The sequence below is a fragment of the Burkholderia sp. B21-005 genome (genome assembly GCF_020843965.1).
Classification (GTDB): Bacteria; Pseudomonadota; Gammaproteobacteria; order Burkholderiales; family Burkholderiaceae; genus Burkholderia; species Burkholderia ambifaria.
Window position 1 is genome coordinate 2,246,953 of record NZ_CP086302.1, and the last position, 26,316, is coordinate 2,273,268.

26 protein-coding genes and 1 pseudogene are annotated in these 26,316 nt (G+C 68.1%); 12 read left to right on the top strand and 15 right to left on the bottom strand.

The window, feature by feature from the left end; translation table 11 throughout:
- The first annotated feature begins 123 nt into the window (after positions 1–123).
- Positions 124–1,581 carry a PLP-dependent aminotransferase family protein gene (locus tag LMA02_RS26610; RefSeq protein ID WP_228908172.1) on the top strand — a complete coding sequence of 486 codons (1,458 nt, stop codon included), beginning with the start codon at positions 124–126 and terminating at the stop codon, positions 1,579–1,581.
- Positions 1,582–1,632: 51 nt separating this feature from the next.
- Here LMA02_RS26610 and LMA02_RS26615 read toward each other — a convergent pair whose 3' ends face one another.
- Both LMA02_RS26615 and LMA02_RS26620 read right to left on the bottom strand, forming a co-directional pair.
- The gene (locus tag LMA02_RS26615; protein WP_228908173.1) at positions 1,633–3,066 is read right to left on the bottom strand and encodes a nicotinate phosphoribosyltransferase; all 1,434 of its coding nucleotides are present in this window, start codon (positions 3,064–3,066) and stop codon (positions 1,633–1,635) included.
- A 74-nt stretch (positions 3,067–3,140) separates the two neighbouring features.
- Complete coding sequence (locus tag LMA02_RS26620) at positions 3,141–4,181, bottom strand: bifunctional nicotinamide-nucleotide adenylyltransferase/Nudix hydroxylase (RefSeq protein ID WP_175710258.1); 1,041 nt, start codon at positions 4,179–4,181, stop codon at positions 3,141–3,143.
- Between the two features lie 185 nt (positions 4,182–4,366).
- Here LMA02_RS26620 and LMA02_RS26625 point away from each other — a divergent pair, with 185 nt between their 5' ends.
- Entirely contained in the window at positions 4,367–4,819 is a 453-nt protein-coding gene (locus LMA02_RS26625) for a type II toxin-antitoxin system RatA family toxin (protein ID WP_006751370.1), read from the top strand.
- Between the two features lie 7 nt (positions 4,820–4,826).
- Here the strand turns inward: LMA02_RS26625 and speD are convergent, their stop codons facing one another.
- Genes speD through LMA02_RS26650 form a run of 5 tightly spaced genes read right to left on the bottom strand, consistent with a single transcriptional unit; the run spans position 4,827 to position 8,351 of the window.
- Positions 4,827–5,204, bottom strand: coding sequence for an adenosylmethionine decarboxylase (speD, locus tag LMA02_RS26630; RefSeq protein ID WP_012366536.1), 378 nt, complete (start codon positions 5,202–5,204; stop codon positions 4,827–4,829).
- Complete coding sequence (locus LMA02_RS26635) at positions 5,201–5,347, bottom strand: hypothetical protein (protein ID WP_164714756.1); 147 nt, start codon at positions 5,345–5,347, stop codon at positions 5,201–5,203. The genes speD and LMA02_RS26635 overlap by 4 nt, the downstream gene beginning before the upstream one ends.
- On the bottom strand, positions 5,347–6,867 hold the full coding sequence (locus tag LMA02_RS26640; RefSeq protein WP_228908174.1) for a DUF4178 domain-containing protein: 1,521 nt from the start codon (positions 6,865–6,867) through the stop codon (positions 5,347–5,349). Before LMA02_RS26640 ends, LMA02_RS26635 begins: the two co-directional genes overlap by 1 nt.
- A 9-nt stretch (positions 6,868–6,876) precedes the next feature.
- Positions 6,877–7,938, bottom strand: a complete 1,062-nt coding sequence (locus LMA02_RS26645) for an SPFH domain-containing protein (RefSeq protein ID WP_175658919.1) — start codon at positions 7,936–7,938, stop codon at positions 6,877–6,879.
- Between the two features lie 26 nt (positions 7,939–7,964).
- Positions 7,965–8,351: a DUF350 domain-containing protein gene (locus tag LMA02_RS26650; protein ID WP_011659258.1), complete on the bottom strand. Its 387-nt coding sequence runs from the start codon at positions 8,349–8,351 to the stop codon at positions 7,965–7,967.
- Between the two features lie 136 nt (positions 8,352–8,487).
- Between LMA02_RS26650 and LMA02_RS26655 the strand changes: the two genes are divergently transcribed.
- The 6 genes from LMA02_RS26655 to LMA02_RS26680 all read left to right on the top strand — a co-directional run bounded on the left by LMA02_RS26655 (position 8,488) and on the right by LMA02_RS26680 (position 14,209).
- Complete coding sequence (locus tag LMA02_RS26655) at positions 8,488–10,002, top strand: polyamine aminopropyltransferase (protein ID WP_228908175.1); 1,515 nt, start codon at positions 8,488–8,490, stop codon at positions 10,000–10,002.
- Entirely contained in the window at positions 10,002–11,621 is a 1,620-nt protein-coding gene (locus tag LMA02_RS26660) for an FAD-dependent oxidoreductase (protein ID WP_228908176.1), read from the top strand. The genes LMA02_RS26655 and LMA02_RS26660 overlap by 1 nt, the downstream gene beginning before the upstream one ends.
- Positions 11,622–11,769: 148 nt before the next feature.
- Positions 11,770–12,531, top strand: a complete 762-nt coding sequence (locus LMA02_RS26665; protein WP_228908177.1) for an N-acetylmuramoyl-L-alanine amidase family protein — start codon at positions 11,770–11,772, stop codon at positions 12,529–12,531.
- Positions 12,532–12,580: 49 nt separating this feature from the next.
- Positions 12,581–12,970, top strand: a complete 390-nt coding sequence (locus LMA02_RS26670) for a lysozyme inhibitor LprI family protein (RefSeq protein WP_012366543.1) — start codon at positions 12,581–12,583, stop codon at positions 12,968–12,970.
- A 78-nt stretch (positions 12,971–13,048) separates the two neighbouring features.
- The gene (locus LMA02_RS26675) at positions 13,049–13,573 is read left to right on the top strand and encodes a GNAT family N-acetyltransferase (protein ID WP_228908178.1); all 525 of its coding nucleotides are present in this window, start codon (positions 13,049–13,051) and stop codon (positions 13,571–13,573) included.
- A gap of 147 nt (positions 13,574–13,720) precedes the next feature.
- Positions 13,721–14,209 carry a hypothetical protein gene (locus LMA02_RS26680; RefSeq protein ID WP_228908179.1) on the top strand — a complete coding sequence of 163 codons (489 nt, stop codon included), beginning with the start codon at positions 13,721–13,723 and terminating at the stop codon, positions 14,207–14,209.
- Between the two features lie 66 nt (positions 14,210–14,275).
- On the opposite strand, the gene LMA02_RS26685 is transcribed toward LMA02_RS26680, so the two are convergent.
- Together LMA02_RS26685 and LMA02_RS26690 are read right to left on the bottom strand one after the other, a co-directional pair.
- The gene (locus LMA02_RS26685) at positions 14,276–15,622 is read right to left on the bottom strand and encodes a glutamine synthetase family protein (protein ID WP_228908180.1); all 1,347 of its coding nucleotides are present in this window, start codon (positions 15,620–15,622) and stop codon (positions 14,276–14,278) included.
- A gap of 147 nt (positions 15,623–15,769) precedes the next feature.
- A complete protein-coding gene (locus LMA02_RS26690; RefSeq protein ID WP_228908181.1) occupies positions 15,770–16,327 on the bottom strand; it encodes a helix-turn-helix domain-containing protein in 558 nt (185 codons plus the stop codon).
- Between the two features lie 119 nt (positions 16,328–16,446).
- Between LMA02_RS26690 and LMA02_RS26695 the strand changes: the two genes are divergently transcribed.
- Positions 16,447–17,499, top strand: a complete 1,053-nt coding sequence (locus tag LMA02_RS26695) for an RNA-guided endonuclease InsQ/TnpB family protein (protein WP_228908182.1) — start codon at positions 16,447–16,449, stop codon at positions 17,497–17,499.
- A gap of 33 nt (positions 17,500–17,532) precedes the next feature.
- Here LMA02_RS26695 and LMA02_RS26700 read toward each other — a convergent pair.
- Positions 17,533–18,821 (bottom strand): annotated as a pseudogene (locus LMA02_RS26700) (NAD(P)/FAD-dependent oxidoreductase).
- A gap of 242 nt (positions 18,822–19,063) precedes the next feature.
- Here LMA02_RS26700 and LMA02_RS26705 point away from each other — a divergent pair.
- From LMA02_RS26705 to LMA02_RS26715, 3 genes are all read left to right on the top strand, one after another.
- A complete protein-coding gene (locus tag LMA02_RS26705; RefSeq protein ID WP_228908183.1) occupies positions 19,064–19,291 on the top strand; it encodes a DUF2945 domain-containing protein in 228 nt (75 codons plus the stop codon).
- Positions 19,288–19,866, top strand: coding sequence for a DUF488 family protein (locus LMA02_RS26710; RefSeq protein WP_228908184.1), 579 nt, complete (start codon positions 19,288–19,290; stop codon positions 19,864–19,866). Before LMA02_RS26705 ends, LMA02_RS26710 begins: the two co-directional genes overlap by 4 nt.
- A gap of 201 nt (positions 19,867–20,067) precedes the next feature.
- Positions 20,068–20,805: a sulfite exporter TauE/SafE family protein gene (locus LMA02_RS26715; RefSeq protein ID WP_228908185.1), complete on the top strand. Its 738-nt coding sequence runs from the start codon at positions 20,068–20,070 to the stop codon at positions 20,803–20,805.
- Positions 20,806–20,946: 141 nt separating this feature from the next.
- Here LMA02_RS26715 and LMA02_RS26720 read toward each other — a convergent pair whose 3' ends face one another.
- The 5 genes from LMA02_RS26720 to LMA02_RS26740 form a co-directional block, all read right to left on the bottom strand.
- A complete protein-coding gene (locus LMA02_RS26720) occupies positions 20,947–21,525 on the bottom strand; it encodes an NnrU family protein (RefSeq protein WP_228908186.1) in 579 nt (192 codons plus the stop codon).
- Positions 21,526–21,763: 238 nt separating this feature from the next.
- Positions 21,764–22,183 (bottom strand): TfoX/Sxy family protein, encoded by a 420-nt coding sequence (locus tag LMA02_RS26725; RefSeq protein ID WP_228908187.1) that lies wholly within the window; start codon positions 22,181–22,183, stop codon positions 21,764–21,766.
- Positions 22,180–23,289, bottom strand: a complete 1,110-nt coding sequence (locus LMA02_RS26730; RefSeq protein WP_228908188.1) for a malate/lactate/ureidoglycolate dehydrogenase — start codon at positions 23,287–23,289, stop codon at positions 22,180–22,182. The genes LMA02_RS26725 and LMA02_RS26730 overlap by 4 nt, the downstream gene beginning before the upstream one ends.
- An 85-nt stretch (positions 23,290–23,374) precedes the next feature.
- Positions 23,375–24,829 (bottom strand): M20 family metallopeptidase, encoded by a 1,455-nt coding sequence (locus LMA02_RS26735; protein ID WP_006751392.1) that lies wholly within the window; start codon positions 24,827–24,829, stop codon positions 23,375–23,377.
- 148 nt (positions 24,830–24,977) lie between these two features.
- Entirely contained in the window at positions 24,978–26,048 is a 1,071-nt protein-coding gene (locus tag LMA02_RS26740; RefSeq protein WP_228910016.1) for an NAD(P)H-dependent flavin oxidoreductase, read from the bottom strand.
- Positions 26,049–26,316: the final 268 nt, after the last annotated feature.

Genomic DNA, 26,316 nt, shown 5'->3' on the forward strand with positions numbered 1-26,316 from the left:
AATCCTGATCGAAAAATGGGGGGATGACCGATGATCCGCCGTGCGCGAAAAGCGCGTAAGCTACAGCCCAATACAATTCGGACAAACTGTACTGGACAACCGGCCGTACAGTTCCTTCTCGCCATGAGCCGTTCCGTGCAAAGCCCTGCTCCGCCCACGCCGTCGCGCACGCGCGTGGAAACCGTGATGGACACGCTGCGCGCGCGGATCGCGAGCCGCGCGCTGATGCCCGGCGCACGCGTGCCGTCGATCCGGATGATGGCCGATGGGCTGCACGTGTCGAAATCGACCGTCGTCGATGCGTACGAGCGGCTCGCGAGCGAAGGCGTGCTCGTCGCGCGGCGCGGCTCCGGCTTCTATGTGTCAGGCCACGCGCCGCCGCTCGCGCTCGCCGAGCTCGGCCCGCGCCTCGATCGCGAACTCGATCCGCTGTGGCTGTCGCGCCAGTCGCTCGAGGCGGCGCCGAACTCCGTGAAGCCCGGCTGCGGCTGGCTGCCGTCGTCGTGGCTGCCGGACGAGAGCCTGCGCCGCGCGCTGCGCGCGGTATCGCGCGACGAACCCGACGCGCTGACCGACTACGCGACGCCGCTCGGGCTACCCGCGTTGCGCCAGCAGCTCGCATGGCGGCTCGCGCAGCACGGCGTCCAGGCGGAGCCCGCGCAGATCATGCTGACCGACGGCGGCACGCATGCGCTCGATCTCGTGTGCCGGCTGCTGCTGGAGCCGGGCGACACCGTCGTGCTCGACGATCCGTGCTACTTCAACTTCCAGGCGCTGCTGCGCGCGCATCGCGCGCGGATCGTCAGCGTGCCGTACACGCCGAACGGCCCCGATCTCGCGCGCTTCGAACAGGTGCTCGCCGAGCACCGGCCGCGCCTGTACATCACCAACTCGGCGCTGCACAACCCGACCGGCGCGACGCTCGCGCCGCCGGTCGCGCACCGGCTGCTGACGCTGGCGACCGAGCATGGCCTGCTGATCGTCGAGGACGACATCTTCGCGGATTTCGAAAGCACGCCCGCGCCGCGCCTCGCGGCGTTCGACGGGCTGTCGCGCGTCGTGTCGATCGGCAGCTTCTCGAAGACGCTGTCGGCCGCGATCCGCTGCGGCTATGTCGCCGCACGCCCGGAGTGGATCGACGCGCTCGTCGACCTGAAACTCGCGACGTCGTTCGGCAACGCGCAGATCGGCGCGAACGTCGTGCACCGGCTGCTGGTCGACGGCACGTACCGGCGCCATCTCGACAGCCTGCGTGCGCAACTGGCCGATGCGATGGGCGAAACGATCCGGCGGCTCGCGCGCGCCGGGCTCGGGATCTGGACGGAGCCGCGCGGCGGCCTGTTCGTGTGGGCGGAGCTGCCGGACGGGCTCGATGCGGCGCGGGTCGCGCGTCATGCGCTCGATCACGATGTCGTGCTCGCGCCAGGCGATGTGTTCAGCGCGTCGCACAGCGCGACGTCGTTCATGCGCTTCAACGTGTCGCGCTGCAAGGGGCCGGCGGTATTCGATGCGCTGGCGCGGGCGATGGACGCGGCGCGGGCGGCGGAATGCAGCGGCCGCACACTGGCCGACCAACGATGAACGCCGAACGCGGCGGGGCGAATGACCGCCCCGCCGCCGCCCGCATTGCCCTCATTGCTCCGCCGCGTGCGCCCTCGCCCGCACCTCGGCGAACGTCGTATCGACCAGCATCCGCCCCGTGTCGAACACCGTTTCGAGCGCGTCGTCCCACTCGCCTTCCAGCGCACGATCGTCCCACGCGACCGGCAGCGCGACTGTCCGGTACTCGCCCGTGCGCCGATTGCGCAGCAACGTGAGCCGCCCCTTCTTCGAGCGCTTGCCCTGATCGGTGACCGGATCCTTGCGGACGTCGTGCCAGACGCCGTCGCGCCGGATCGCCGAGCACTTCATCGCGAAGCGCTGCGTATCGCGATTCACCTGCTGCAGTAGCGCGCCGCCCATCCCGAACACGACGTTGCCGGCCGCATAGCCCGCGTCGTCGAGCGCGGCGAGGATCGCCCCGATCGACAGCTCGTCGACGCCGTCGCCCTGGATCACGCGCACGCGGTTCAGCACACGCCGCCCCTTGCCGTTCACGGTCGAACCGAACGATGCGTCGAGCGCACGCACGGTCTGCAGCACGATCGTCACCGGGTCGCCTGAATCGGGACGCACGACGAGCGTCGCGCCCGAATCGATCACCGCCTGGCGCAGCGGACCGCCCCACATTTCAAGCGCGGCGAACAGATCGTAGGAGTCCGACACGACCGATACGATCGCGCCGGGCAGGCCGAAGCGGCTGATCATGTTGCGGTACGCATCGGCTTCGTGCTCACGCCCCCACGACGTGATCGTGCTGTGCTCGGCCGCCGGCACCGAGTACGCGGCCATCGGCTCGCGATAGAAGCGGTTCGCGGCCAGCACGCCGAGCACCGTGTCCGAACCCATGAAGCTCACGAGGTGCGCGGCGCCGCCGATCGCGGCCGATTCCGCGCTCGATACGCCACGCGCGCCGAAGTCGTGCAGCTTGAACGGCAACTGGGCGAGATCGTCGTCGGTCTTCTCGAGAAAGTGGCGGATCGTCTGCCGCAGATGCCAGCTGCGCGTCGCGACCGTCACCGGATACCACACGCGCAGCAGCATCGTCTCGAGATACGACGCGAGCCAGAACACCTTCGGATCGTCGCATTCGACGGTCATCAGCACGTTGTGCACCGGAACGATCGAACCCTCGGGCACCGCGCGAATCTTCACGGGCAGGTAGCCGTCGTAGTGCCCGACGACATGACGCCAGCCGTCCTCGTTGAACGGCTCGCCGTGCACCGCGAAGAAGTCGCGCGCGTCGTCGATCATCGCGTGCGTGATGGGCCGGCACAGATACTCCTTCAGCAGCATCTGCAGGCCGAAGAACAGCGTGCGGTCGTAGCGGCCGCCGCGCGATTCGACGTACGAGAACATCGCCTGCGCGTCGGGCGGATATTGCAGGAAGTGGGAAGCCTTGTACGAATCCGTGTTGAGGATCGGATTGGCGAGAACCGCGGCAAAGCCGCCGGGATCGTTTTGCATGGCTAGAGCTCCTCTAGGCCGTTGAAGTGCCGCCGCGTCTGTCGCAGCGGACCGGTATCCGGGGAATCAGCGGATCACAGCTTCCCCAGGAAGTGATACGCGATCTCGAAGTGATCCTCGAACATCACGTTGCGCATCTGCGCGAATTCGTTGAGCGGCACCCAGCGCGCCTTGTCGGCGTCGTCGCTACCCTTCACGCGCGGCAGCTCGCCGGTCGGGAAGTTGAACAGGCACGCATGCGTGATCGTGCGGCCGCGCAGCGAGCGGGTCGGATGATCGAACACCTGGCGATCCTTGATCGAACCGCGCAGCACGGGCTCCGGCAGCTTCAGGCCGGTCTCCTCGCGCAGTTCGCGGATGCATGCCGCGTCGAGCCGTTCGTCCTGCTCCACGAAGCCGCCCGGCAGCGCCCACAGGCCGCGGCCCGGTTCGCTGCGCCGGCGCACGAGCAGGATATGGCCCGAGTGCACGACCACCGCGTCGACCGTCACGAACGTGACCGGATACGGTGCGGCCGCCCATGCCTTGCGATACGCGGCGATGAACTCGGCCTCGGCCTTCAGCTGCGCGAATTCCGGCTGCGTGCGAAAACGCTCGAGCCAGCCGAACACGGGTTCCGGCACGGCCCATTGCACGAAGCTGTTGGTGCGTTCGGCGAAATACTGGTCGCGGATTTCGGTTGCGGAAATGTCTTCGGTCGCATCGACGTCGACGAGCTCCCATTGCGGGAACATCCGCAGGTAATACGACGTGGCGTCCTTCTCGTGACCGATCAGCCCGACCTTGCGCTGTGCGATGCTGCCGAGTGCGGCGGCCACGGCATCCTGCACCCAGCGCACCCAGTCGCCGTCGTTGTACGTCGAATCCTGCACGGGCGCGATCGTCACGCGCTCGCGTTCGGACGCATCGAGCAGCGAGGCCAGCATCTGGCGGCGCTCGTCGAACGAGAACGGATCCTTGATGGTGCGGGGCTTGTCGGTCGAGCCGATCAGCACGCACACGCGCTCGGCCCGGCTCAGTGCCGACTTCAGCACGTTTAGGTGACCGCGATGCGGAGGCTGGAAACGACCAATGAAAACGAGCGCGTCGAAGCGCCGGTTCTGTTGCGTACTCATGAGGCTCCCTCAAGAGATTGAAACGCTTCGGGTCTTTCCCGAAGGCATGGAATCGATCGTAGGGGAATTCCCGGAGAAGGTCAATCGAGCCTGCGCTCGACTTGACGAAGTCTGACGAAACGCGCGGTTTTGGCGCGTTACACTCGATTTCATCCTAATCCGCGCCGGTGCGCCCGCCATCCATCATGAGAATTTCAGTGAGTCGGATCGTCGGCGTCGATCGCAGGCGCCTCTTCACATGGTCGCAGGACTACGCGCGGCGGCTCGTGTGGGACAGCTTTCTCGCCGACGCCTATCTGCCCGACGGGATGACGGCCGACGTCGGCGTCGACGCGTTCTGTCGCAGCCAGTCGGGCGCGACGATGGTATCGCGCTACATCTCGTACCGTCCGCCGCAGGTCGCGGCCGTCGAGATGATCGACGGGCCGAAGGTGCTCGAACGCTTCAGCGGCAGCTGGAACTTCACCGAGCGCACCCCGGGCACGACCGAAGTGAAGTTCACGTACCACTTCCGCGCGCAGCCGGCGTGGCTGCGCTGGCTGCTCGAACCGCTGATCGGCGCGTTCTATCTCGTGCACACGCGCCGGCGTCTCGACTCATTCAAGCGCTGGGCCGAGGCCGAAGCGCTGCCGCGCTGAGCGCCGCTCACGCGACGCCGCGCGCGACCTGCTGCCGGACCTGCGCGTGCGTGCCGAGCGCGGCGGCAATCGCGTCGACCGCATCGGCCGCGCGCGCCGCACCGCACATGAACGCGTCGACGGCCGCGAAGCCATGCTCCGGCCACGTATGAATCGTGATGTGCGACTCCGCGAGCAGCACGACGCCCGTCACGCCGTGCTCGCCGCCGAAATGATGGAAATGCGCGCCGATCACGCGCGCGCCGGCCCGCTGCGCGGCGTCGGCAAGAATCGCTTCGAGCCGCGCCGCATCGCGCAGCAGTGCCGCGTCGATGCCGGCGAGATCGGCCAGCACGTGCGAGCCGAGCGTCGCGCGCGGCGGGGCGATGCACTCGCGCGCCGTCATTTGTGCGACCCGTACGACGAGTAGCCGCTGCGCGCCGACGAACTGCCCCACCCGCTGCCGACCGAACTCACGCCGCCCAGCGACGTGCAACTGAACAACGTGACGACGATCAGCCCGTAGAGTCCATAGAGGATGTGACGCATCAGCTGTTGCCCCCATCCGATGCGAAGCCTTTCCACAGCCATTCAGGCAGCCACAGCACGAGCAGGCCGACCAGCACGAAGACGGAGCGGCCGCTGAACGAGAACAGCGAGCCGATGTTGAAGATCACGAGCAACGCGCTGAACACGAACGGCAGCGGTGCGAAGCTGTGCGGGTACTTTGCATCGAACAAGCCCGTCGACTTCCCGGCCGAACCCGTTGCGGACGCAACCGCCGCCGTCTTGAGCGCCGGCGTGGCGAAGCGTTCGGCGAGCGCGCCGGCCGACAGCGGGCGCGCGCGCGACCACACGATCTCGGCGGCGCTGCGCTCGCGCGTGAGCTTGTCCTTCTGCCAGCCGTAATCGACGATCGACGTGCGATCGCCGATCTGTACACGCCAGTTGAACGCGCCGACCACGTACACCACTTCCGAGTCGTACGTCTCGCGTAGCCGATAGGTCTTGCCGTCATCGGTCACGTCGGACTCGCCGCCGATCGTCGGCCAGTGATCGAGCACCTGCACGCGCTCCCAGCGCCCTTCGCTCTGCACGAGCCACAGGAAACCGCGCTTCGGGTTCAGCAGCAGGTATTCGTCCCACGTCTCGTCGTCGCCTGGCACGCGGCAACGCATCATGCCGATCACCGTGTACTTCACGCCGTCGAACGTGCCGGTCGCACCGAGCTCCAGCGCGCCCTTCACCGCATCGAGCCTGCGCTGCGCGGCGAAGACAGTCTGTTGCTCGGCCGTGCATTGCACGCCCGCGTGGCAGCTGCCGCACACGACGTAGTCGGCGAGGTTCGGCGCAAACGACAGCGGCGCGCCGCAGCTCGGGCACGCGAACGGCACCATCGCCGCGCCGCGTTTCTCGCGCGTATCGGTTTCGGCATCGCGCAGCCCGGTGAACGCGAGCGCGTCGAATTCCAGTGCCTCGCCCGTATAGACGGCGGGGCTCCCGCCGTTCGCATCGGCGTCGGAATAGTCGTAGGTCGCGAACGCGTTGCCGGTGCGCAGGTCGACGACGCGCGCCTCCCAGCCCGCATCGACACGGAACGGCAACTCGCCGTCGCCGCCCGTGCAGCGTGCGGTGCGCACGTCGGACACGAGATACGCGCGGCCGCCGTGATCGATCCGCATGCCGGGTTCGAGCGTGCCGAACGCCGGCCACGCGCCGCCGGACGCATCGTCGGGCTCGCGCACCGTGACCGCGTACTGGCCCGACGCATCCGACAGCCAGCCGAACGCGCCGTCGTCGAACACGACGTACCACTCGCTCCACGTGCCGGCGTCGTAGGTCATCTGGATGCGGCCGAGCACGGTGAACGTGCGCTTGCCGTAGCGGCCGGCCGTGCCGATCTGGATCGGCGACGCGTCGTCGAGCACCGTGGCGAGCTCGCCGATGCGTTCGACATCGGCGCCGCGCTTGAGCAGCGTGCTGCGACAGAACGCGCAGACGGCCATCACCGCCGCCGCCGAGCGAAACTCGACCGGCGCGCCGCACTGGGGGCACGAAGTACTGAACATGCGTGACGCTTACCGGGTGAGCTTCGCGAGGATTTCCGCCTTCGCGCGCGAATAGTCTTCTTCGGTCACGAGACCCTTGTCGAGCAGGGCCTTCAACTGCTCGAGGCGCTGCACGTAGTCGGTCCCTTCGGCCGGTGCGGCCGGTGCGGCCGGCTGCGCGGCCGCAACCGGTGCCGCGGCGGGCGCGGGCGGCGCCGCTTGCGCCGCGTGCGCGGCGCCCGCGATCTGGCCGGCCATCGCCTGGCCGATCACCGCGCCGGCCGCGAGCCCCGCGCCGACTCCCGCGATGCCGCCCGGGTTCTGCGCGGCCAGCGGGATCGCCTGCGCGGTCTGGTATTGCGTCGCGCGGGCGAGATCGCCGGCCATCCCCGCGCCGATCCGCAGGTCGAGCGCCTTCTGCAGCTCGGCCGGCAGCGACACGCTTTCGACCGCGAACGCATCGAGCGCGAGACCGTAGCGCGTGAATACCGGCACCAGCGCCTCGGCGACCCGTTGCGACAGCAGCGTCTGGTTCGCGGCCATGTCGACGAACGGCACGTCGGCCGAGCCGAACGTCGTGCTCATCGCGGTGACGACCAGGTTGCGCAGCTGCTGTTCGAGATCGTCGACCGTGTACTGCGCGCGCGTGCCGCTCACCTCGCGGTGGAACGCGGCCGCATCGACGATCCGGTACGAGTAGATGCCGAACGCGCGCAGCTGCACGAAGCCGAATTCGCGATCGCGGATCGTCACCGGCTGCGCGGTGCCCCAGCGCCGGCCGAGCTGCAGCCGGGTGCTGAAGAAGTAGACGTCCGACTTGAAAGGCGACTGAAAGAACTTGTCCCAGTTCTTCAGGTACGTGAGCACCGGCAGCGTGCGCGTTTCCAGCTTGTACAGCCCGGGCTGGAACACGTCGGCGACCTTGCCTTCGTTGACGAAGATCGCGACCTGCGTTTCGCGCACGGTCAGCTGGCCGCCGTACTGGATCTCCTGGTCTTCCATCGGATAGCGCCAGGCCAGCACGCCGTCGGTGTCTTCCGTCCATTGCAGGACGTCGATGAACTGCTTGCGGATAAACGAACCCAGACTCATGTTGGTCTCCTCGAACGCGTGGCGCGTCAGGTCAGGCAGGCGGCATTGATGATGCCGACGACGAGCGACGCGGTGCCCATCAGGCCGCCCATCGCGACGTTGCGATCTTCGATCGCATGGTTCATGCCGGAAATCAGGCGGGTCAGCACCGCATAGGTGACGAGCTGCACGGCCATCGCGCCGATGGCCCACAGCACGACTTCGCCGAGTGTCGAATTGTGCGCGATGCTGGAGGCGAGCGTCAGGCAGAAGCCGATCAGCGCGCCGCCGAACGACAGCGTCGCGGCCGGATTGCCGTCGCGGATCAGTGCCAGTTCGTCGAACGGGGTGACCTTCAGGTACACTGCCGCGAACACAAAAAGCAGCACGAACGCCGACAGTAAATGGACCGCATAAAGATAGGCACTATTCATTCTTTTCCTCGGATTTTGTGCTCGCTTCGCCGCCCCCTCTCCGGTCGGCCCATGGCGCGCCGCCCCGCGCCCGGCCGCCCCACGGATGGCCGCGCCAGTATATCCACATTGACGAACACTGCACAACGGACGCGCCATGCTGCATAAGCGCGCGCTCGTCCTGTCGATCCTCGTGCTCGCGTCGTGCGGGCTCGGCTACGAACTGATCAGCAGCGCGCTGGCGAGCTACCTGCTCGGCGATTCGATCCTGCAGTTCTCGTCGGTGATCGGCTGCTACCTGTTCGCGATGGGGATCGGCTCGTGGCTCGCGAAGTTCGTCGAGGACGACGACGTGCTCGACCGCTTCGTCGACATCGAGCTGCTCGTCGGCCTGCTCGGCGGCGTGTCGGCCGCGCTGCTGTTCGCGGTGTTCGGCTGGCTCGCCGCGCCGTTTCGCGCGGCGCTCTACGCGCTCGTGCTCGCGCTCGGCCTGCTGATCGGGATGGAGATCCCGCTCGTGATGCGTGCGTTCCAGCAGCGCCGCCAGGCGTTCCGCCATACCGTCAGCGAGGTGCTGACCTTCGACTATCTCGGCTCGCTCGCCGTGTCGCTGATCTTCCCGCTCGTGCTCGCGCCGCGTCTCGGCCTGTTGCGCACGAGCTTCCTGTTCGGGCTGCTCAACGCGTTCGTCGCGCTGTGGACCACGCACCTGTTCCGCGACGAGATCCGCAACGTGCGCGGCAAGCTGATGCGCGCCTCGCTCGTGATCGGGCTGCTCGTCGCCGGCTTCGCGCTGTCGGACCGCATCACGCACTGGGCCGAACACGGCGTGTACGGCGACGAGACGGTCTATTCGGAAACCACACCCTATCAGCGCATCGTGCTCACGCAGTGGCACGACGACATGCGGCTCTACCTGAACGGCAACCTGCAGTTCTCGTCGCGCGACGAGCATCGCTATCACGAGGCGCTGATCCATCCGACGATCGAAGCGCTGCCGTGGGCGAAGCGCGTGCTCGTGCTCGGCGGCGGCGACGGCCTCGCGGTGCGCGAACTGCTCAAGCACCGCAACCTCGAACAGATCACGCTCGTCGATCTCGATCCGGCGATGACGAAGCTGTTCTCGACCTCCGTGCCGCTCGTGAAGCTGAACCAGGGTTCGCTGAAGGACCCGCGCGTGCAGGTGATCAACGCCGACGCGGTGCGCTGGCTCGAAGCGAGCGCCGACGTGTACGACGCGATCGTCGTCGACTTCCCCGACCCGACCAACTTCGGGCTCGGCCGGCTGTATTCGGTGCCGGTGTTCCGGCTGCTCGCGCGCCACCTGTCGGAGAACGGCTATGCGGTGATCCAGTCGACGTCGCCGTATTTCGCGCCGCACGCGTACTGGACGATCGTCGCGACGCTGCACGAAGCCGGGCTCAATACGTGGCCGTACCACTGCTACGTGCCGTCGTTCGGCGACTGGGGTTTCGTGATCGCCGGCAAGCGCCGCGACTTCACCGTGCCGACGCGCTATTCGGTGCCGACGCGCTGGCTCGACGCGCAGACGGCCGTCGAGATGTTCCACTTCCCGGCCGACATGCCGGCGCGGCCGATGTCGCCGAACGAACTCAACGACCAGCCGCTCGTGCGCCGCTTCGACGACGACTGGAAGCACGTGCTGCGCTGATGGATCGCCGCACCTTCCTCGTCGCGTCCGCCGCCGCGTCGCTCGCCGCGTGCGGCCGCACCGGCTGGATCGAGACGACGCCGCGCGTCGGCTACCCCGGCATGCGCGAAGGCCATGCGCTGCGCGACCACGCGGCGCTGCCGCCGCCGTCCGGCACGATCGAGACCGACGTCGCGATTCTCGGCGCCGGCGCGGCCGGCCTGTCGTGCGCGTGGCAGCTCGCGCGCGCCGGTCACACGCGCTTCGTCGTGCTCGCGGGCCCCGAATTCGGCGGCAATGCGGCCGGCGGCCGCTTCGGCGAGCTCGGCTATCCGAAAGGCGCGCACTACCTGCCGCTGCCGTCGCTCGAATCCGCGCATCTGCGCGACATGCTCGCCGATCTCGGCGTGATCGAGTCGGCGCCGTTCTCCGCGCAACCCGTGTACGACGAGCGCGTGCTCGTGCACGCGCCCGACGAACGGCTGTTCATCCGCGGCGAGTGGCAGGACGGCATCGTGCCGGCGACCGACCTCGACGCCGACGCCCTCGCACAGCAAACGCGCTTTTTCGCGTACACGGACGGCCTGCGCACCGCGCGCGGCGCGGACGGCCGCAAGGTGTTCTGCATCCCGATCGCGGAATCGTCACGCGACGCGCGCTGGCGTGCGCTCGATCGGCGCTCGTTCAAGCAGTGGCTGCTCGACGAGGGTTACACCGCGAGCGCGCTGCACTGGTACCTGAACTACTGCTGCCGCGACGACTATGGCGCGGGCTACGAGCATGTATCGGCGTGGGCCGGGCTCCACTATTTCTCGGCACGCGGCGGCCATGCGCGCAACGCGAGCGACGGCGCGGTGCTGACCTGGCCCGACGGGCTGCATGCGATGGTGACGAAGCTGAGCGATTCGATCACCGCGCGCACCGGTTCGAACGCATGGTCGCGGGACGGCTTCGCCGTTCGCGCGACCGAGCACGCGGGCGGCGTCGACGTGCTGTGCGCGCGCATCGCCGACGACGGTACGCTGTCGACCTTCACGCTGAAGGCGCGGCGCGTCGTCAGCGCGATGCCGCTGTTCGTCGCGGCGCGCGTGTTTCCGCAGCTTCACGCGTACGGCTTCGATCCCGCGCGCGACCTGCCGCCGCGCGCGCCGTGGCTCGTGTCCAACTTCCTGCTCGACGGGATGCCGGCCGAGGAAACCGGCGTGCCGCTCGCGTGGGACAACGTCGTCTACGACGGCGCGGGGCTCGGCTATGTCGTGTCGACGCACCAGCTGATCCGGATGTCGCCGCCGACGCGCTCGGTGTTCTCCGCGTATCAAGCGCTGAGCACGCGCACGCCGGACGACACGCGCCGCTGGCTCGCGCAGGCGCAGCCGGACGCGCTGCGCGAGCAGGCGGCGATCGACCTGCAGGCCGTGTACGGACGCGAGCTGTGGAAGCATGCGAGCGCGCTGGAAATCACCGTGCGCGGTCACGCGATGGCGACACCCGACGTGGGCTTCCTGAGCCGGCCGGGGCTGCTCGCGCTGCGCGAGGCCGACGGCCCCGTCGTGTTCGCGCATGCGGACCTGTCCGGGCTGTCGCTGTTCGAGGAAGCGTCGTACTGGGGCATGCTCGCGGCGCGGCGCGTGCTCGCCTGAGCGCCGGCTGCCGGCACACGCGGCGGCGCTCATTCCGTCATTGCGGCGCCGCCGGCAACCGCTATAATCGCGCGACATTCCGACTGCATTGAGCAGGCCGACGGTGCCAGGCCATTCGCCGCGCCGCATGCCCTCCTCGACAACAACAATGACACACCGAACCGTTCGACGCCTTCGCCCGTTCGCTCGCGCCGCCGCGCGCCTGCTCGCGTGCGCCCCGCTGCTGGCCGCGCCACCGGCGCTGCATGCGGCCGATGCCGCCAGCCCGGACGCGCAGCCCGCGTCCGGCCGCTACATCGTCGTCGACACCGGCCATACGCCGGGCCGTCCGGGTGCAACCGGCGCGAGCGGCCGCGTCGAATACCGGTACAACCTCGACCTGTCCACCGCCGTCGCCGAGAAGCTCGCCACGCACGGCGATCGCGTGCTGCGCACGTCGGCCGACGGCCGCGAGATCACGCTCGACCAGCGTTCGACGCAGGCGCCCGACGCGAACCTGTTCGTGTCGATCCATCACGATTCGATGCAGCAGCAGTTCATCGACGCGGGGCGGCAACGCGAATTCCGCGGTTTCGCCGTGTTCGTGTCGGAGCGCAATCCGCACTATGCGGAAAGCCTGCGTTGCGGGAAGTCGATCGCCGAGCGGCTGGTCGCGGCCGGCGAACGGCCGTCGCTGTATCACGCGCAACCGATCAAGGGCGAGAACCGTCCGTTGATCGATCCGCAACTCGGCATCCATCGCTTCGACGATCTCGTCGTGCTGCGCACCGCGCCGATTCCGGCCGTGCTGGTCGAGGCGGGCGTGATCGTCAATCCCGACGAGGAAAAGCGTCTCGCGCAGCGCGAGACGATCCAGCGTCTCGCCACCGCGATCGCGGGCGGGATCGATGCGTGTACGGCGGCCAGGTAGCGGCTGGCGCCGGTCGATTTCAACGGTTTTCACCCAGAGGAGCCCCACCATGAAGAAAAAGAATCTGCTCGCATCCTGCGCGCTGCTCGCGCTTGCCGTTCCGTTCGCCGCGCATGCGGCCGGGTGCGGTAAACCGCGCAGCGCGTTCGACCAGGTGTACTGCAGCAGCAACGAGTTCTCGCAGCTCGACCGCGAACTGAACGACCAGTACGGCCGCGTGCGCAAGCACCTGAGCGGCGACCAGCAGGCGAAGCTGAAGACGAGCCAGCTCGCGTGGATGAAGCAGCGCGACGACCGCTGCAGCGAAACGCGCGACGACGGCTACCTCGTGAACCTCCAGTGCGCGATCGACGCGACGCAATCGCGCCTGTCGTTCCTGCGCGAACGCGAGCGCGAATGCTCGAGCACGGGGTGCGTGACGGCGAAGCTCGGGGAGTAAGCGCTGCGCGGGTGTCGTGCCGTGAATCGCTTCGTGGCGCGGCACCCGCTATCCCGCCATATTCGTTGCGGAGTACGCATGGCACCGAATACGACGATCGACATCCGCGCCGCCACGTCCGCCGACGCGCCGATCATCGCTGCCATCCACGTCGCATCGTGGCAAGCGACCTACCCGGGCATCATGCCTGCGCCATTCCTCGCCGCTCTGTCGGTCGAACAGCGCACTGCCGCCTGGCGCAATGCGCTCGATTCGGGGCGGCCGCGTGTCGCGCTCGCCTTCACGGAAGACAAGCCATCGGGCTGGATCGCCTATGGCCCGACACGCGACGCCGACAAGGACGCCACCTGGGGCGAGGTCGAAGCGATCTACCTGCATCCCTCGCATTGCGGACAGGGAATCGGCGCCGCGCTGATCGCTCACGCGTGCCGATCGCTGCATGACGCCGGCCATGGATGGGTGTCGCTGTGGGTGCTGGTCGAAAATCGTCGCGCGAAGGCGTTCTACGAACGCGAGGGCTTCGTCGCCGAGCGCGACATCAAGACGTTCGAGATCGACGGCGTGCCGATCGAAGAGGTCCGCTATTGGCGTGCGCTACCGTAGCCGGGCCATGCCTCCCGTGCCGCCCTCCCCGTAACGCCCCGCATACCTTCGGTCCATTTTCCCCCGCTTTCGACGCCGATATCGTGCTTGTGTCCACTCCCATCGTGGACACATCCAGACCGACCGATATCGAACCGGAGGCACATCATGCAATACGCATATCGTGGTGAAGACAACGCCCACGCGGGCAAACCCGGGCGCACGCCGGCGGACGTCAAGGCAGCGGGCGGTTTCACGCCGTGGCTGGCGAAGACCGTCGACGAAGCGAGAAGCAACCTCGTGACGCTCGTCACGGCCGGCACGCTCGCGCAACAGGCGCAAAGCTGGTGCATGTACAAGAACAAGGAGAACGGCTGGTTCTTCAGCACCGGCACGGACGTGCAAACGGCCTACGACCACTACGACTTCTTCTATCGTCTCGCGATCGACGGCCTGAACAAAGTCGACTGGAGCGTGATGAAAGCCAACGTCAAGGGCATGAGCCTCTACCTGAACGGAACGTCGGTCGACGACTCGACGCTGATCGCCGTCGTCTGGTCGGTACGCCCGACCGAACTGCTGATCATGACGCCGGTCCCAACGGCGTCCATCGACGTGAAAGACGGCAATCGCTGGAACCCGCTGTCCGCGTATTGAGCGCATTCGATCGCAACGACGCACGCCGATCGCGCGTGACCCGCTGCGGGGTCACGCGTCATGCGCTCACAGAAACCACCGATACTCCCGCGCACCGATCTCGTTGCGAAAATCCAGCTCCTCCTGCCGCTTGTTCTCGCAATACACCATCACGAACTCGCTGCCGAGCCCGTCGCGCACCGCCGCGTGATCCTGCATCGCCGCGACGGCCGACAGCATCTCCTTCGGAAAATCGATCCCGCTGCCGCGATCGTCGTTGAGCGGCGCGATCGGCTCGATCCGTGCGTCGAGCCCGTGCTCCATCCCGGCCAGGATCGCCGCGAGCACGAGGTACGGATTCGCGTCCGCGCTCGCGAGCCGATGCTCGATGCGCAGATTGCGCGCATCCGATTCCGGAATCCTGATGCACGCGTCGCGATCCTCGAAGCCCCAGCTTGCACGGCTCGCCGCGTTCACCATCGATCCATAGCGGCGGAACGCATTGTGATTCGGCGCGAACACCGGCATGCAGTGCGGCAGCAGCGCGAGGCAGCCCGCCACCGCATGCAGCAGCGGCCGCTGCCCGTCCGCGGCGAGCAGGTTGCGGCCCGCATCGTCGTACAGGCTCACGTGCACATGCATGCCGCTGCCCGGCGCATGCAGGTACGGCTTGCCCATGAAGCTCGCGCGATAGCCGTGCTGCAATGCGACGCCGCGCGTGCTGCGGCAGAACAGTGCCGACCAGTCGGCCGCGCGCAACGCATCGTCGGTATGGCCGAAGTTGATCTCGAACTGGCCGGGCCCGAGCTCGGCCGTGATCACCGTCGCGTCCACACCCTGCTCGCACGCCGCCTCCACCATCTCGTGCAGCACGTCGGAAAACCGCGACAGGCGTTCGATGTGCATGTTCGGCTGATCGTCGCGATCGTCGCTCAGGCGGTCGCGCGGATACTGCGGCATCCCGTCCGCGAGCTGCGCGGCAAACAGATAGAACTCGAGTTCGAACGCGACGACCGGCCGGATGCCGCGCGCCGTGAAGCGCCGCAGCACGCGCGCAAGCACCTCGCGCGGCTCGAACTCGATCGGCGCATCGGTGCCGTCGGAGCTGATCAGCATCTGCGCGAGCGGCTGCCGCTCCCAGCGCACCGGCTTCAGCGTGCCGGGAATCAGGCGGCGCGGCGCGTCGGGGTCGCCGTCGTTGAAGCAGTAGTCGCCGATCTTGTAGAGGCCGCCCTGCGTGCCGAGCAGCACGCAGTTCTGCGGCAGCTTCAGCAGCGCACCGGCCGCGACCTTTTCGAGCGCATCGATCGGATAGCGCTTGCCGTAGAAGTGGCCCGGCAGGTCGAGGCAGATCAGGTCGACATAACGGATCTCGGGATGCGCCTGCCGGAATGCGCGGACTTCATCGACCAGCACGGGAACGACGTCAGTCATGTCTCATCCTTTCCATGTCTTGTATGGCGGTGCCGCATCGCGGCGAACCGGGCACATCGGCATGCGGCACGTCACATGCCCGATGTCGATCAGTACTGCAAACCGGTGGCACGGCGTGACGGCGCGTCACGCCTCCGCGCCAACGACTCAGGTGAACACCCAGATCACACGCGTCGGCGTATCGCCCAGGTTCGCGTAACGAAACCGCTGGTGCGCGGGCAACTGGAACGCATCGTTCGGGCCGAGCGTGACGGGCGTGTCGTCGCCGTCGATCCAGATCGTCAGCTCGCCTTCGAGCACGAAGCCGCCCTGCTCGTCGCTGTCGTCGACGGAGCGCTCGCCACTGTTCGCGCCGGGTGCGAGATGGCTCTCGAGGATCGAGAAGCGCGAACGCATGTTCGGCGACACGAGGATGTCCGTGATGCCGGCCGCGTAATACACGGTGCGCCGCTCGTCGGGCCGCGTGACCCACGGCACGCCGCGCGGCTTGCTCAGGCTGTAGAAATACGTGGTCGGCACGCCGAGCGCCTCGCCGATCGCGGTGAGATCGGCCACCGTCGGGCGCGACAGCCCGCGCTCGACCTGCGACAGAAAGCCGACCGAGCGGCCGATCCGTTCCGCGAGATCGTTGAGCGTGACCTTGCGATGCTTGCGCAGGTCGCGGATCAGGATCGCCAGACTTTCTATCTCTTCCTGTTCGTTCATCAGAATTTGCTCCGAGAAACCCCGCCATTTCCCCCAAGGGGACTTCCTTCGGGGCGGATGGCGGGAAGGAAAGGCGTGCGGTTGACAGGCAGCTTCTTCCACGGGTTAGGATCACCGGCATGATCCTCGTCTACCGCTACCGGGTGAAGTCGCTCAACGGACTGCTCAACAAGCAGAGCCGTGCGGTGAACTACGTCTGGAACTTCTGCAATGACACGCAGAAGCATGCGCTCAAGTGGAGCAAGAAGTGGCCGACGGGATTCGATCTGAACGTGCTGACGACGGGGAGCAGCAAGGCGCTCGGCATCCACTCCGGCACGATCAACGCGACGTGCGAGCAATATGCGAAGTCGCGCAGTCAGCACCGTCGGCCCTACCTGCGCTACCGCGGCAGGAAATCGCTTGGCTGGGTGCCGCTGAAGGGCCGCGACCTGAAGCGCGAGGGTGACGCGTTCCGGTTTGGAGGCAACACATTTCGCGTGTTCAACAGCCGGGCGCTTCCCGAAGGCAAGATCAAGGATGGGACCAACTTCGCGCAGGATGCGCGCGGCAACTGGTTCTTGAATATCGTGATCGAGATGCCCGATGTTCAGGCCCGCCCGATCCGTTCTGGTGTCGGCATCGATCTTGGCCTGAAAGACTTCGCCACACTTTCGACCGGCGAGAAGCTGCCCAATGACCAGTTCGGTCGACGAGCGGCGGAAAAGCTTGCGAAAGCGCAACGGGCGCGAAAGCACAAGCGACATATCGCGAAGCTGCACGCCAAAGTGGCGAATGCCCGTGCCGATTTCCAGCACAAGCTCGCGCTCGATCTGGTGCGGCGTTTCGATTACCTCGCGGTCGGCAACGTGTCGGCCGCGAAGCTCGCCAGAACCAGGATGGCGAAGAGCGTCTACGACGCATCCTGGTCGTCCTTCCGAAACAAGCTCCGTTACAAGGCGATGGCGCACGGGGCCACGTTCGAGGAAGTCGACGAAAGCGGTTCTACCCAGTCCTGTTCGTCGTGCGGGTCGAAAGACAGCACGACGCGGCCGAAAGGTATCGCGGGACTGCGAATAAGAGAGTGGGCCTGCAGTGAATGTGGTGTCGAGCATGATCGAGATACCAACGCTGCTGTGAACATTCTCCGATGCGGACGTGCATCGCCAGGTGTGGGAATCACCTGCCTTTAGGCGGGTGAGGACGTCAAGTTGGATTCCGGTGCGTCAGACGGTATCGCGCAGACGGTACCAAACCTTGCCGAGCGCTTCCAGCGGCGCGGCGAGGCGGTCGCCGCCGGGAAAGCGCGGGTTGCGGATGCGCTGGTACTGCGCGAGCAGGCGATCGTCGCCGAGCACGGCATCGGCGACCGCGCGGGCACCGGCGAGCGTCGGCAGCACGCCGTGTCCCGAGAAGCCCTGCAGCCAGAAGCGCTGGCCGCGGCGGCCGATGTCCGGCGTGCGTCGCATGCTGATATCGATATGGCCGCCCCACGCGTAGTCGAGCGGCACGCCGCTCAGTTGCGGAAACACGCGTTCGAGGTGCGGGCGCGTCGCCGCCGCGATGTCGGCAGGTATGCCGCCGAGATACGTGCAGCCGCCGCCGAACAGCAGGCGGTTGTCGGGGCTCAGGCGAAAGTAGTCGGGCACGAACTGGTTGTCGATCACGCAACTGTTACGCGGCAGCAGCGAGCGTGCGACGTCCGGCGCGAGCGGCGCGGTCGCGACTGATAGGTGCCGACCGGCAGCAGCCGGCGCGACAGCTCCGAATCGAGCCGGTCGACGTACGCGTTGCACGCGAGCACGAGCACGTCCGCGCGCACTTCGCCGTGCGCGGTGCGAGCAACGTGGCCGCCGGCCGTCTCGCGATAATCGAGCACGCGGCTTTGCTCGAAGATGCGGCCGCCGGCCCGTTCGATCGTCTGCGCGAGACCGAGCGCGAGCTTCAGCGGATTCAGATGGCCGGCCTCGGGATCGTAAAGCGCGGCGAGATAACGCGCGCTGCCGATCCACTCGGGCATCTCGTCCTGCCCGATCACGCGCAGCCGGTCGTAGCCCCAGCGCTGCGCCGCTTCGTCGCGGGCCTGCGCGAGCATCGCGACGCGCCGCGGGCGCAGCGCGGCCCACAGGCTGCCGGGCCGGTAGTCGATGTCGAAGCCGTGACGGGCGGGCAGTTCGCGCACTTCGGCCGCGGCCCAGCGCATGCTGTCCCACAGCACGCGCGCGCCATCGCGGCCGAGCGAATCCTCGAGCGGCTGCATGTCGCACGACCAGCCGAGCAACGCCTGACCGCCGTTGCGGCCCGATGCTGCCCATGCGACGCGGCTCGCTTCGAGCACGACCACGCGCTTGCCCGCGAGCGCGAGGCGCAACGCCGTGTGCAGCCCGCTGAAGCCCGCGCCGACGACCAGCACGTCGGCGTCGATGCGTTCGTCCAGTTCGGGACGCAGCGGGATCGGCGCCGGGCAGGTGCCGGCGTAGTAGCTTGCGACGTGACGGTCGGACTGCACGAACATGCGGACTCCCGTGAAATTTTCGCCGGTTAATTTCATGAAAAATTAGCACGGCAATTTCACGGAGGCAAGGGGGGATCGTCCGTCGTGTCGTCAGAAAAATGCGATGTTCGGCGTGGAAGAGTCGCTTTTCCCCCATCCGGTCCCGACGGATAATGAATGCCTGCAAGCGTTGCCGTCGCGGTACGGGCTCCCCACGCCGCGACAGCAAGCGAACGCGGCATCGACGCAAGGAGGCTTTCCGCATGACGCAGCCATTCAGACTGGGCGACCACGTCCGCTGGAATTCCGAAGCCGGTTACGTGACGGGCACGATCATCGCGATCCACACGCAGGATTTCGACTACAAGGGGCATCGCCATCGCGCGTCGCCCGACGATCCGCAATACGAGATCAAGAGCGACCGGACCGACCACATCGCCGCGCATCGCGGCCGCGTGCTCGAACGCATGGCGAGCAAGGACGACGCGTGACGCACCCGTTCTACACGATCGGCCATTCGAACCGCACGCTCGACGCGTTCGTCGAGATGCTCGACGCGGTCGATATCGCGTTGCTTGCCGATATCCGGAAGATGACGCGCTCGCGCTCGAATCCGCAGTTCAACGAAGCGACGCTGCCCGACGCGCTGGCCGCCGTCGATATCGCGTACGAGCACATCGCGGCGCTCGGCGGCCTGCGCGGCAAGTCGCGCGGCGTGCCCGACGAGGTCAACGACTTCTGGACCAACCGCAGCTTCCATCGCTACGCCGACTACGCGCTGTCGCCCGAGTTTCGAACGGGCCTCGACCAGCTGATCGTGCAAGGGCACCGGCAACGCTGCGCGATCATGTGTTCGGAAGCCGTGTGGTGGCGTTGTCACCGGCGCATCGTGTCCGACTACCTGATCGCGCGCGGCGAAACGGTGCTGCACATCATGGGCCGCAATCGCGTCGAGCCCGCGCGTCTCACGGCCGGCGCGGTGATCCGGGACGACGGCACGATCGTCTATCCGGACGTCGACAGCGATGCGACTGCCGACGGCACCGCCAAGCAGCCGAACGAGTAACGCGGCGCAGGTCGTGCGCACGGCCGCGATGGCCTGACGCCCGGCGCAACGCTCCACATCGGCCGGCCGCCCCCCTGCGCACCCGACACGCCGCACGCTCGCCGCGGTTTGCGCCGCCGCGATCCTGCATTACTATCGGGCGATCATCGCGCGCGCCTGCTTCCGGCCCGCGCGCCCCGCCACCTCCGCACTCCCTCATCGATGCTCGCTCTCATCATCATCGCCGGCCTGTGGGCCGGCCTGCAGAATGCCCTCGCGGGCGGTGGCTCGTTCGTCACACTGCCCGCGCTGATCCTGTCGGGCATGTCGCCGCTCGCGGCGAACATCACGTCGACGGTCGCGCTGTTCCCCGGCCAAGTCACGACGGGCTGGGCGAGCCGAAACATGGTGCGCGGCGCGGGCCAGCTGCCGTTTCGCGCGCTGTTCGCGATCAGCGTGGTCGGCGGCGCACTCGGCGGGCTGCTGCTGCTGAAAACCCCGTCGTCGATCTTCTCGCACCTCGTGCCGTGGCTCGTGCTATTCGCGACGGTCGTGTTCGCGTGGGGCAGTTTCTTCCGCAAGCCCGGCGCGGAGACGCAGCATCTCGGCCCCGTGACGGCCGCGATCGCGCAATTCCTGATCGCGATCTACGGCGGCTACTTCGGCGGCGGCATCGGCTTCCTGATGATGGCCGCGCTGACGATGGCCGGCCTGTCGCCGCGTCACGCGATGTCGACCAAGAACGCGCTCGCGGGCGTGATGAACGCATCGGCGGTCGTGCTGTTCCTGACGTCGCCGCACCTGCACTGGCAGGCGGCGATCGCGCTCGGCGGCGGCGCGATCGTCGGCGGCCTGCTCGGCGCGTGGGCGCTGCACCGCGTGAACGAGCGCGTGCTGCGGATCGCGATCGTGTGCATCGGCGTCGCGCTGACCGTCGGGCTGTTCGTCAAGCCGATCTGACGCACGCGCGCCGAGCGCACGCTCGGGCAAGCGTCCGTACGTTGAGGGAAGGCGGATAGCGGGTAATGCGCGCGCCTCGATGTCGCGGGCGCCCGGGGCGGCTCGTGCGCCCCGCTCGTCAATCCTTGCAGGCGGGCACGTTCAACCGAACGGCCGCACGCCGATCAGCGGCCCGTGCAGGAACAGCGCGAAGACGGCCCATACGACGAGCCCGGCCCCGATCGTCACGGCATCGCCCGACAGCCTGCCGGCCGGATAGCGGACGCCGTCGCGGCGGTCGCGCGCGCGCCACACGATGAAATCCACCAGCGACCACACGAAAAATGCGCCGAACAGCACGACCGCATGCAGCGTGCCGTTCGCGAGCAGGTGCGCGACCGCCCACACCATCACGCCGGCCACCATCGGATGGCCGACGAGCGTCTTGATGCGGTTGCGCGGCACGTAGGCCGCGGCGATCAGCACGAATGCGATCGCGGTCAGCATGCCGGTGAGGTGGCGCACGCCGACGGGTGACACCCACAGCAGCGTCGCGCTCTGGCGCGCGATCCCGTAACCCCAGATGATCAGCACGAAGCCGACGATCGACGCGATCGCATAGGGGCCCTTCCAGCGTTTCTCGCCGATCCGCTCGATGGTGACGGAGCGCCAGCCATCCGCGACGATCCGGATCGAATGCACACCGAGGAAGATCGCTAAACCGAGAATCAGGACGAGCATCGGCTATCTCCGTCTGGAACGATGATTGGGGGGAAGCATTCGCGCGGCTTTCGATGCGCCGTTCGCGAGGCCGGCGGCGACACCGGCTCGGGTTGCGCCGGGCACGGACGCAATCGCGCCGATCATAAACGCCGGGGCCGCCGTTGTGAAGCAGGCGGACCATGCGGTGCGTCAAGCCCGGCGCTTGCGCGCACCCGCCGTGGCTCGACAGAAAGGACAGGGAAGGAACAGCGCCGTCTTACGGCCGACGCTGCGTGCGCTTGCGCGTCGCCTCCGGTTTCGGCGCCGGCTTCGGCTTCGGCCGTGCGTTGCGCTTCGGCGCCCCCGCCAGCAGCGCCGCGCGATACGCGCCGCGACACCAGTCGAACAGCGCGCCCGCGTCCTCGAGCACATCGGCCGGCGTTTCGTAATAGCCTTCGAGCGCGACGGTGCGCGTGGGCCGCTCGTACGAGAACGGCCCCATCCCCGCCGCGACGAACGCCGGACGGTTCACGTCGTCGACGCGCAGGAACAGCGACCCGCGCGACATGAAGCCGAACATCACGCCATCGAGCCGCATCGCGGCGCCGCTGAAGAACCGCACGACCTCGACCTTGCCGAGCGGCGCGAGCTGGTAAGCGATCTCCTCGCCGTGCGCCTTCTCCGCCTGCCAGCTCATGCGGGCTCCGTGCAGCGCTGCGTCCACATGTCGAGTTCGGCGTCGTCGAAGCCGACGGCCGCCGCGCTCTCGCGGATCTGCCGCCACGTCGCACGATCGACCGGAATGCCGTGCGCGCCGCGCGCCGCGCGGCTCGCCTCCTCCGGCTCGCCGGGCATCCGCACCGGCGCATCGCCCGCCTGCGGCGACGCCTTCGCCCACGCGACGAACGCATCGGCTTCACGCTCCGCGTCGGCCGCATCGAACGCGTTCGGGTCGATCAGCACCGACAGCATCCCGTTGACGATCGCGCTCGTCTTCTGCAGCGTGTCGCCGTAGGTCGTATGCCCGCCGACCAGCGCGCCGCCGAAGATCTCGCACATCGCGGCCAGCGCATAGCCCTTGTGCAACCCGAACGGCAGCAACGCGCCGAACGGTTGCTCGTGCATGACGGCCGGATCGTCGCTCGGCTGGCCGCGATGATCGATCAGCGACCCGGCCGGCACGCGCTTGCCCTGGTTATACGCCACCCGCGTCTTGCCGTACGCGATCGCGCTCGTCGCGAAATCGAGCAGCAGCGGCGGGCGGCCCGCGCGCGGATACGCGGCGCAGAACGGATTCGTGCCGAAGCGCGGATCGGTGCCGTTGAGCGGCGCGACGAGCAAGTCGCCCGGCACGTTGACGAAATGGAACGACACGAGGCCCGAGCGCGCGCACTGCTCGGCCCAGTGCCCGATGCGGCCGAGGTGATGGACGTCGCGCAGCCCGATCGCGCAGATGCCCATGCGCCGGGCCCGCTCGATCCCTTCGACCATCGCCTCGAACGCGATCACCTGGCCGAAGCCGCGGCCGCCGTCGATCGTCAGCACCGCGCCGCCGTCGCGGACGATCGACGCGTGCCCGTTCAGCTGCAGCTGCCCTTCCCGCCACGATGCGACGTAGTTCGGGATCATCCCGATCCCGTGCGAATCGTGCCCTGCCAGATTCGCGCCGACCAGGTGATCGGCGACGAGCCGCGCCTCGCGCTCGCTGCTGCCGGCCCGCTCCCAGAGTGCCGCGACGAATGCGTGCAGCGGTTCGGCGCGCATGCGCAGCGGGTCGGTAACGGGTGTCGGCAATGCGGTCATCGGCAAGGCTCCGTCAGGTCAGGCGGGATCGGGTTGGGTTGGGTCGGGTCGGGTTGGGTTGGGTCGTGACAGGCAGCGCGAACGCTCAGCGCGCGGTGGCGATCACGTCCGCGACCGCCGCGGTCAGCTTCTTCGCGTATGGCACGTGCAGGAACTCGTTCGGGCCGTGCGCATTCGACTTCGGGCCGAGCACGCCGCACACCATGAACTGCGCGGACGGGAACCCTTCCTGCAGCACGTTCATCAGGGGGATCGTGCCGCCGAGGCCCATGTACGCGCAGTCCGCGCCGAAGTGGCGGCGCGACGCGGCGTCGAGCGACGACGCGAGCCACGGCGCGAGATCCGGCGCGCTCCAGCCGGTCGCGGCGCCCGCGTCGGGCTTGAACGTGACCTTCGCGTTGTACGGCGGATCGAGTTCGAGCAGTTCCTTCAGCTGCTGCACGGCCTGCGCGGCGTCGACGAGCGGCGGCAGGCGCAGCGACAGCTTGAATGCGGTGCGCGGACGCAGCACGTTGCCCGCGTCGGAAAGCGCCGGCAGGCCGGCCGCGCCCGTCACCGACAGCGACGGACGCCACGTCGAATTCAGCAGCGCCTCGCGCGGATCAGTCGTGGTCGGCAGCACCGGTTTGCCGTCCATCCCGCACGCCCACGGCAGCCCCTTCCACACGGTGTCGCCGAGAATCGCGGCGGCCGCGTCGGCTTCGCGCACGCGGCTGTCGGGAATCTCGCAATGGAACACGCCCGGCAGCAGGTTGCCGTTCTTCGCATCTTCCAGGCGCTCGAACAGCTGACGCATCACGCGGAAGCTCGACGGCGCGATGCCGCCGAAGACGCCCGAGTGAACGCCTTCCTCCAGCACCTCGACCTGCAGGTCGCCGGACACCAGCCCGCGCAGCGACGTCGTGAGCCACATCTGGTCATAGTTGCCGGCGCCCGAATCGAGGCACACGACGAGCGACACCTGGCCGAGCCGGTCGCGCAGCGCGTCGACGTACGGCAGCAGGTCGTAGCTGCCCGACTCCTCGCAGGTTTCGATCAGGCCGACGCAGCGCGGCCGTTCGACGCCCTGCTCGTCGAGCGCGCCGAGCGCCGCGAGGCTCGCGTAGATCGCGTAGCCGTCGTCCGCGCCGCCGCGGCCGTACAGCTTGCCGTTCTCGAACTTCGGCGTCCACGGGCCGAGATCCGCACGCCAGCCGTCGAATTCGGGCTGCTTGTCGAGGTGGCCGTACAGCAGGATCGTGTCGGTGCTGCCCGCGCGCGTCGCGGGGGTTTCGAAGAAGATCACCGGCGTGCGGCCGGGCAGGCGCACGATTTCGAGCTTCAAGCCCTTCACCGGCTGGCGTTCGGCCCACTGCGCGGCATCGGTGACGACGCGTTCGAGATACCCGCGCTTCGCCCAGTCGGGGTCGAATGCGGGACTCTTCGCGGGGATCGCGATGTAGTCGGTCAGTGCGTGGAGGATTTCATCGTTCCACTTGCGCTCGACGAAGGTAACGAGCTTGTCATGGTCGAGGACGGGGGTAGTGTCGACGGAGGTCATGATGGGTGCCTGGATCGGGCTGATGAAAAAACGGATGATACGCCGATGGCACCGCCCCGGGGCCTTTCCGCGGCGCTTTCCGCTGCCGGCTTCGGGCTTGCCTTCGCCCCCTTCCGGCGTCTGTTTCCGCGCCTGTTACCGCGCCCGTTCAGTCGCCCGGCGGGAACGTGTCGCGCAGCCCCGCCGCGCACGCCAGCGCGTCGTCCCACAGCCGTCGCGTCAGCACCCCGGCATCCTCTTCGCGCGCGAGCGCCGCGGCCTCGCCCGACCACAGCAGCGAGAAATCGTCGCGGCCCTGCCGTTCGAATGCGCCGCGCAGCGGATCGACCGCGGCCGTCGCGAGCGGGAACGCGGGCGCGAGCGCGCTCATCGGCCCCTGCTCGCGCATGAAGCGCGTCAGCAGGCCGCGCGCCGGCCGGCCCGTGTACAGGTTGGTGATGCGGGTGCCGTCGTCGCGCGCCGCCCGCACCGCCGCGCGGTGCTGCGCCGAGCGGCCGGCCTGCGGCGTGAGCAGGTAGCCGGTGCCGATCTGCACCGCACGTGCGCCGAGCGCGAAAGCTGCCGCGATGCCGCGGCCGTCGGCGATCGCGCCCGCCGCGATCACCGGCGCGCGCACCGCGTCGACGATCTGCGGCAACAGTGCGAACAGCCCCGGCTGCGCGTGAATGTCGTCGGTCAGGAACATCCCGCGATGCCCGCCGGCCTCCGCACCCTGCGCGACGATCGCGTCGACGTCGCGCGCATCGAGCCAGCGCGCCTCCTCGACGGTCGTCGCGGACGACACGATCCGCGCGCCGGTACGACGCACGCGCGCCAGCAACGCGTCGTCCGGCAATCCGAAATGAAAGCTCACGACGGCCGGCCGCATTTCCTCGACCACCGCGCACATCGCGTCGTCGAACGGTGCGCGGCCGGCGCCGCCCTTCACGCCGACCGGATCGAGCCCGGCTTCCGCGTAGTAGCCGGCCAGTGCCGCGCGCCAGCGCGCGTCGACCTCGGCGTCCGGCGCGGGCGGCGCATGGCAGAAGAAGTTCACGTTGAACGGGGCCTGCGTGCGTGCGCGGATCGCCGCGATCTCGTCGCGCAGTTGCTGCGGGCCGAGCGCCGCGCATGCGAGCGAGCCGAGCCCGCCCGCTTCGCAGACCGCGATTGCAAGCGCGCTCAGCGATCCGACCATCGGGGCCTGAATCAGCGGCAAACGGGAAGGCAGCATCGGCATCATCCTTCGAAAGGAAAAATCGTCATGCGCACCGGCGGCACGCTTGCGCGGCTCATATATTCAACGCACCCGATAATAACCGACAAAATCGCGCCCGAAAGACCGAGGCATTTACGTCACGAAATGTTCCATCCAATTCGGCAAACATCCGGATTATCCATCGCCCCCGACCCGCCCCGCACTCAACTTCCCCGGCTCACCACCGCAGCACCCCGCGAAGCTTTCCATATCGCGCCACCGCGCCCGCGCCGGAACGCCACTCAACCCA

Bases quoted from the DNA above. Each gene is read 5' to 3' on its own strand.
- LMA02_RS26610 (WP_228908172.1), top strand. From the start codon at position 124: ATGAGCCGTTCCGTGCAAAGCCCTGCTCCGCCCACGCCGTCGCGCACG.
- LMA02_RS26615 (WP_228908173.1), bottom strand. From the start codon at position 3,066: ATGCAAAACGATCCCGGCGGCTTTGCCGCGGTTCTCGCCAATCCGATC.
- LMA02_RS26620 (WP_175710258.1), bottom strand. From the start codon at position 4,181: ATGAGTACGCAACAGAACCGGCGCTTCGACGCGCTCGTTTTCATTGGT.
- LMA02_RS26625 (WP_006751370.1), top strand. From the start codon at position 4,367: ATGAGAATTTCAGTGAGTCGGATCGTCGGCGTCGATCGCAGGCGCCTC.
- speD (WP_012366536.1), bottom strand. From the start codon at position 5,204: ATGACGGCGCGCGAGTGCATCGCCCCGCCGCGCGCGACGCTCGGCTCG.
- LMA02_RS26635 (WP_164714756.1), bottom strand. From the start codon at position 5,347: ATGCGTCACATCCTCTATGGACTCTACGGGCTGATCGTCGTCACGTTG.
- LMA02_RS26640 (WP_228908174.1), bottom strand. From the start codon at position 6,867: ATGTTCAGTACTTCGTGCCCCCAGTGCGGCGCGCCGGTCGAGTTTCGC.
- LMA02_RS26645 (WP_175658919.1), bottom strand. From the start codon at position 7,938: ATGAGTCTGGGTTCGTTTATCCGCAAGCAGTTCATCGACGTCCTGCAA.
- LMA02_RS26650 (WP_011659258.1), bottom strand. From the start codon at position 8,351: ATGAATAGTGCCTATCTTTATGCGGTCCATTTACTGTCGGCGTTCGTG.
- LMA02_RS26655 (WP_228908175.1), top strand. From the start codon at position 8,488: ATGCTGCATAAGCGCGCGCTCGTCCTGTCGATCCTCGTGCTCGCGTCG.
- LMA02_RS26660 (WP_228908176.1), top strand. From the start codon at position 10,002: ATGGATCGCCGCACCTTCCTCGTCGCGTCCGCCGCCGCGTCGCTCGCC.
- LMA02_RS26665 (WP_228908177.1), top strand. From the start codon at position 11,770: ATGACACACCGAACCGTTCGACGCCTTCGCCCGTTCGCTCGCGCCGCC.
- LMA02_RS26670 (WP_012366543.1), top strand. From the start codon at position 12,581: ATGAAGAAAAAGAATCTGCTCGCATCCTGCGCGCTGCTCGCGCTTGCC.
- LMA02_RS26675 (WP_228908178.1), top strand. From the start codon at position 13,049: ATGGCACCGAATACGACGATCGACATCCGCGCCGCCACGTCCGCCGAC.
- LMA02_RS26680 (WP_228908179.1), top strand. From the start codon at position 13,721: ATGCAATACGCATATCGTGGTGAAGACAACGCCCACGCGGGCAAACCC.
- LMA02_RS26685 (WP_228908180.1), bottom strand. From the start codon at position 15,622: ATGACTGACGTCGTTCCCGTGCTGGTCGATGAAGTCCGCGCATTCCGG.
- LMA02_RS26690 (WP_228908181.1), bottom strand. From the start codon at position 16,327: ATGAACGAACAGGAAGAGATAGAAAGTCTGGCGATCCTGATCCGCGAC.
- LMA02_RS26695 (WP_228908182.1), top strand. From the start codon at position 16,447: ATGATCCTCGTCTACCGCTACCGGGTGAAGTCGCTCAACGGACTGCTC.
- LMA02_RS26705 (WP_228908183.1), top strand. From the start codon at position 19,064: ATGACGCAGCCATTCAGACTGGGCGACCACGTCCGCTGGAATTCCGAA.
- LMA02_RS26715 (WP_228908185.1), top strand. From the start codon at position 20,068: ATGCTCGCTCTCATCATCATCGCCGGCCTGTGGGCCGGCCTGCAGAAT.
- LMA02_RS26720 (WP_228908186.1), bottom strand. From the start codon at position 21,525: ATGCTCGTCCTGATTCTCGGTTTAGCGATCTTCCTCGGTGTGCATTCG.
- LMA02_RS26725 (WP_228908187.1), bottom strand. From the start codon at position 22,183: ATGAGCTGGCAGGCGGAGAAGGCGCACGGCGAGGAGATCGCTTACCAG.
- LMA02_RS26730 (WP_228908188.1), bottom strand. From the start codon at position 23,289: ATGACCGCATTGCCGACACCCGTTACCGACCCGCTGCGCATGCGCGCC.
- LMA02_RS26735 (WP_006751392.1), bottom strand. From the start codon at position 24,829: ATGACCTCCGTCGACACTACCCCCGTCCTCGACCATGACAAGCTCGTT.
- LMA02_RS26740 (WP_228910016.1), bottom strand. From the start codon at position 26,048: ATGCCGATGCTGCCTTCCCGTTTGCCGCTGATTCAGGCCCCGATGGTC.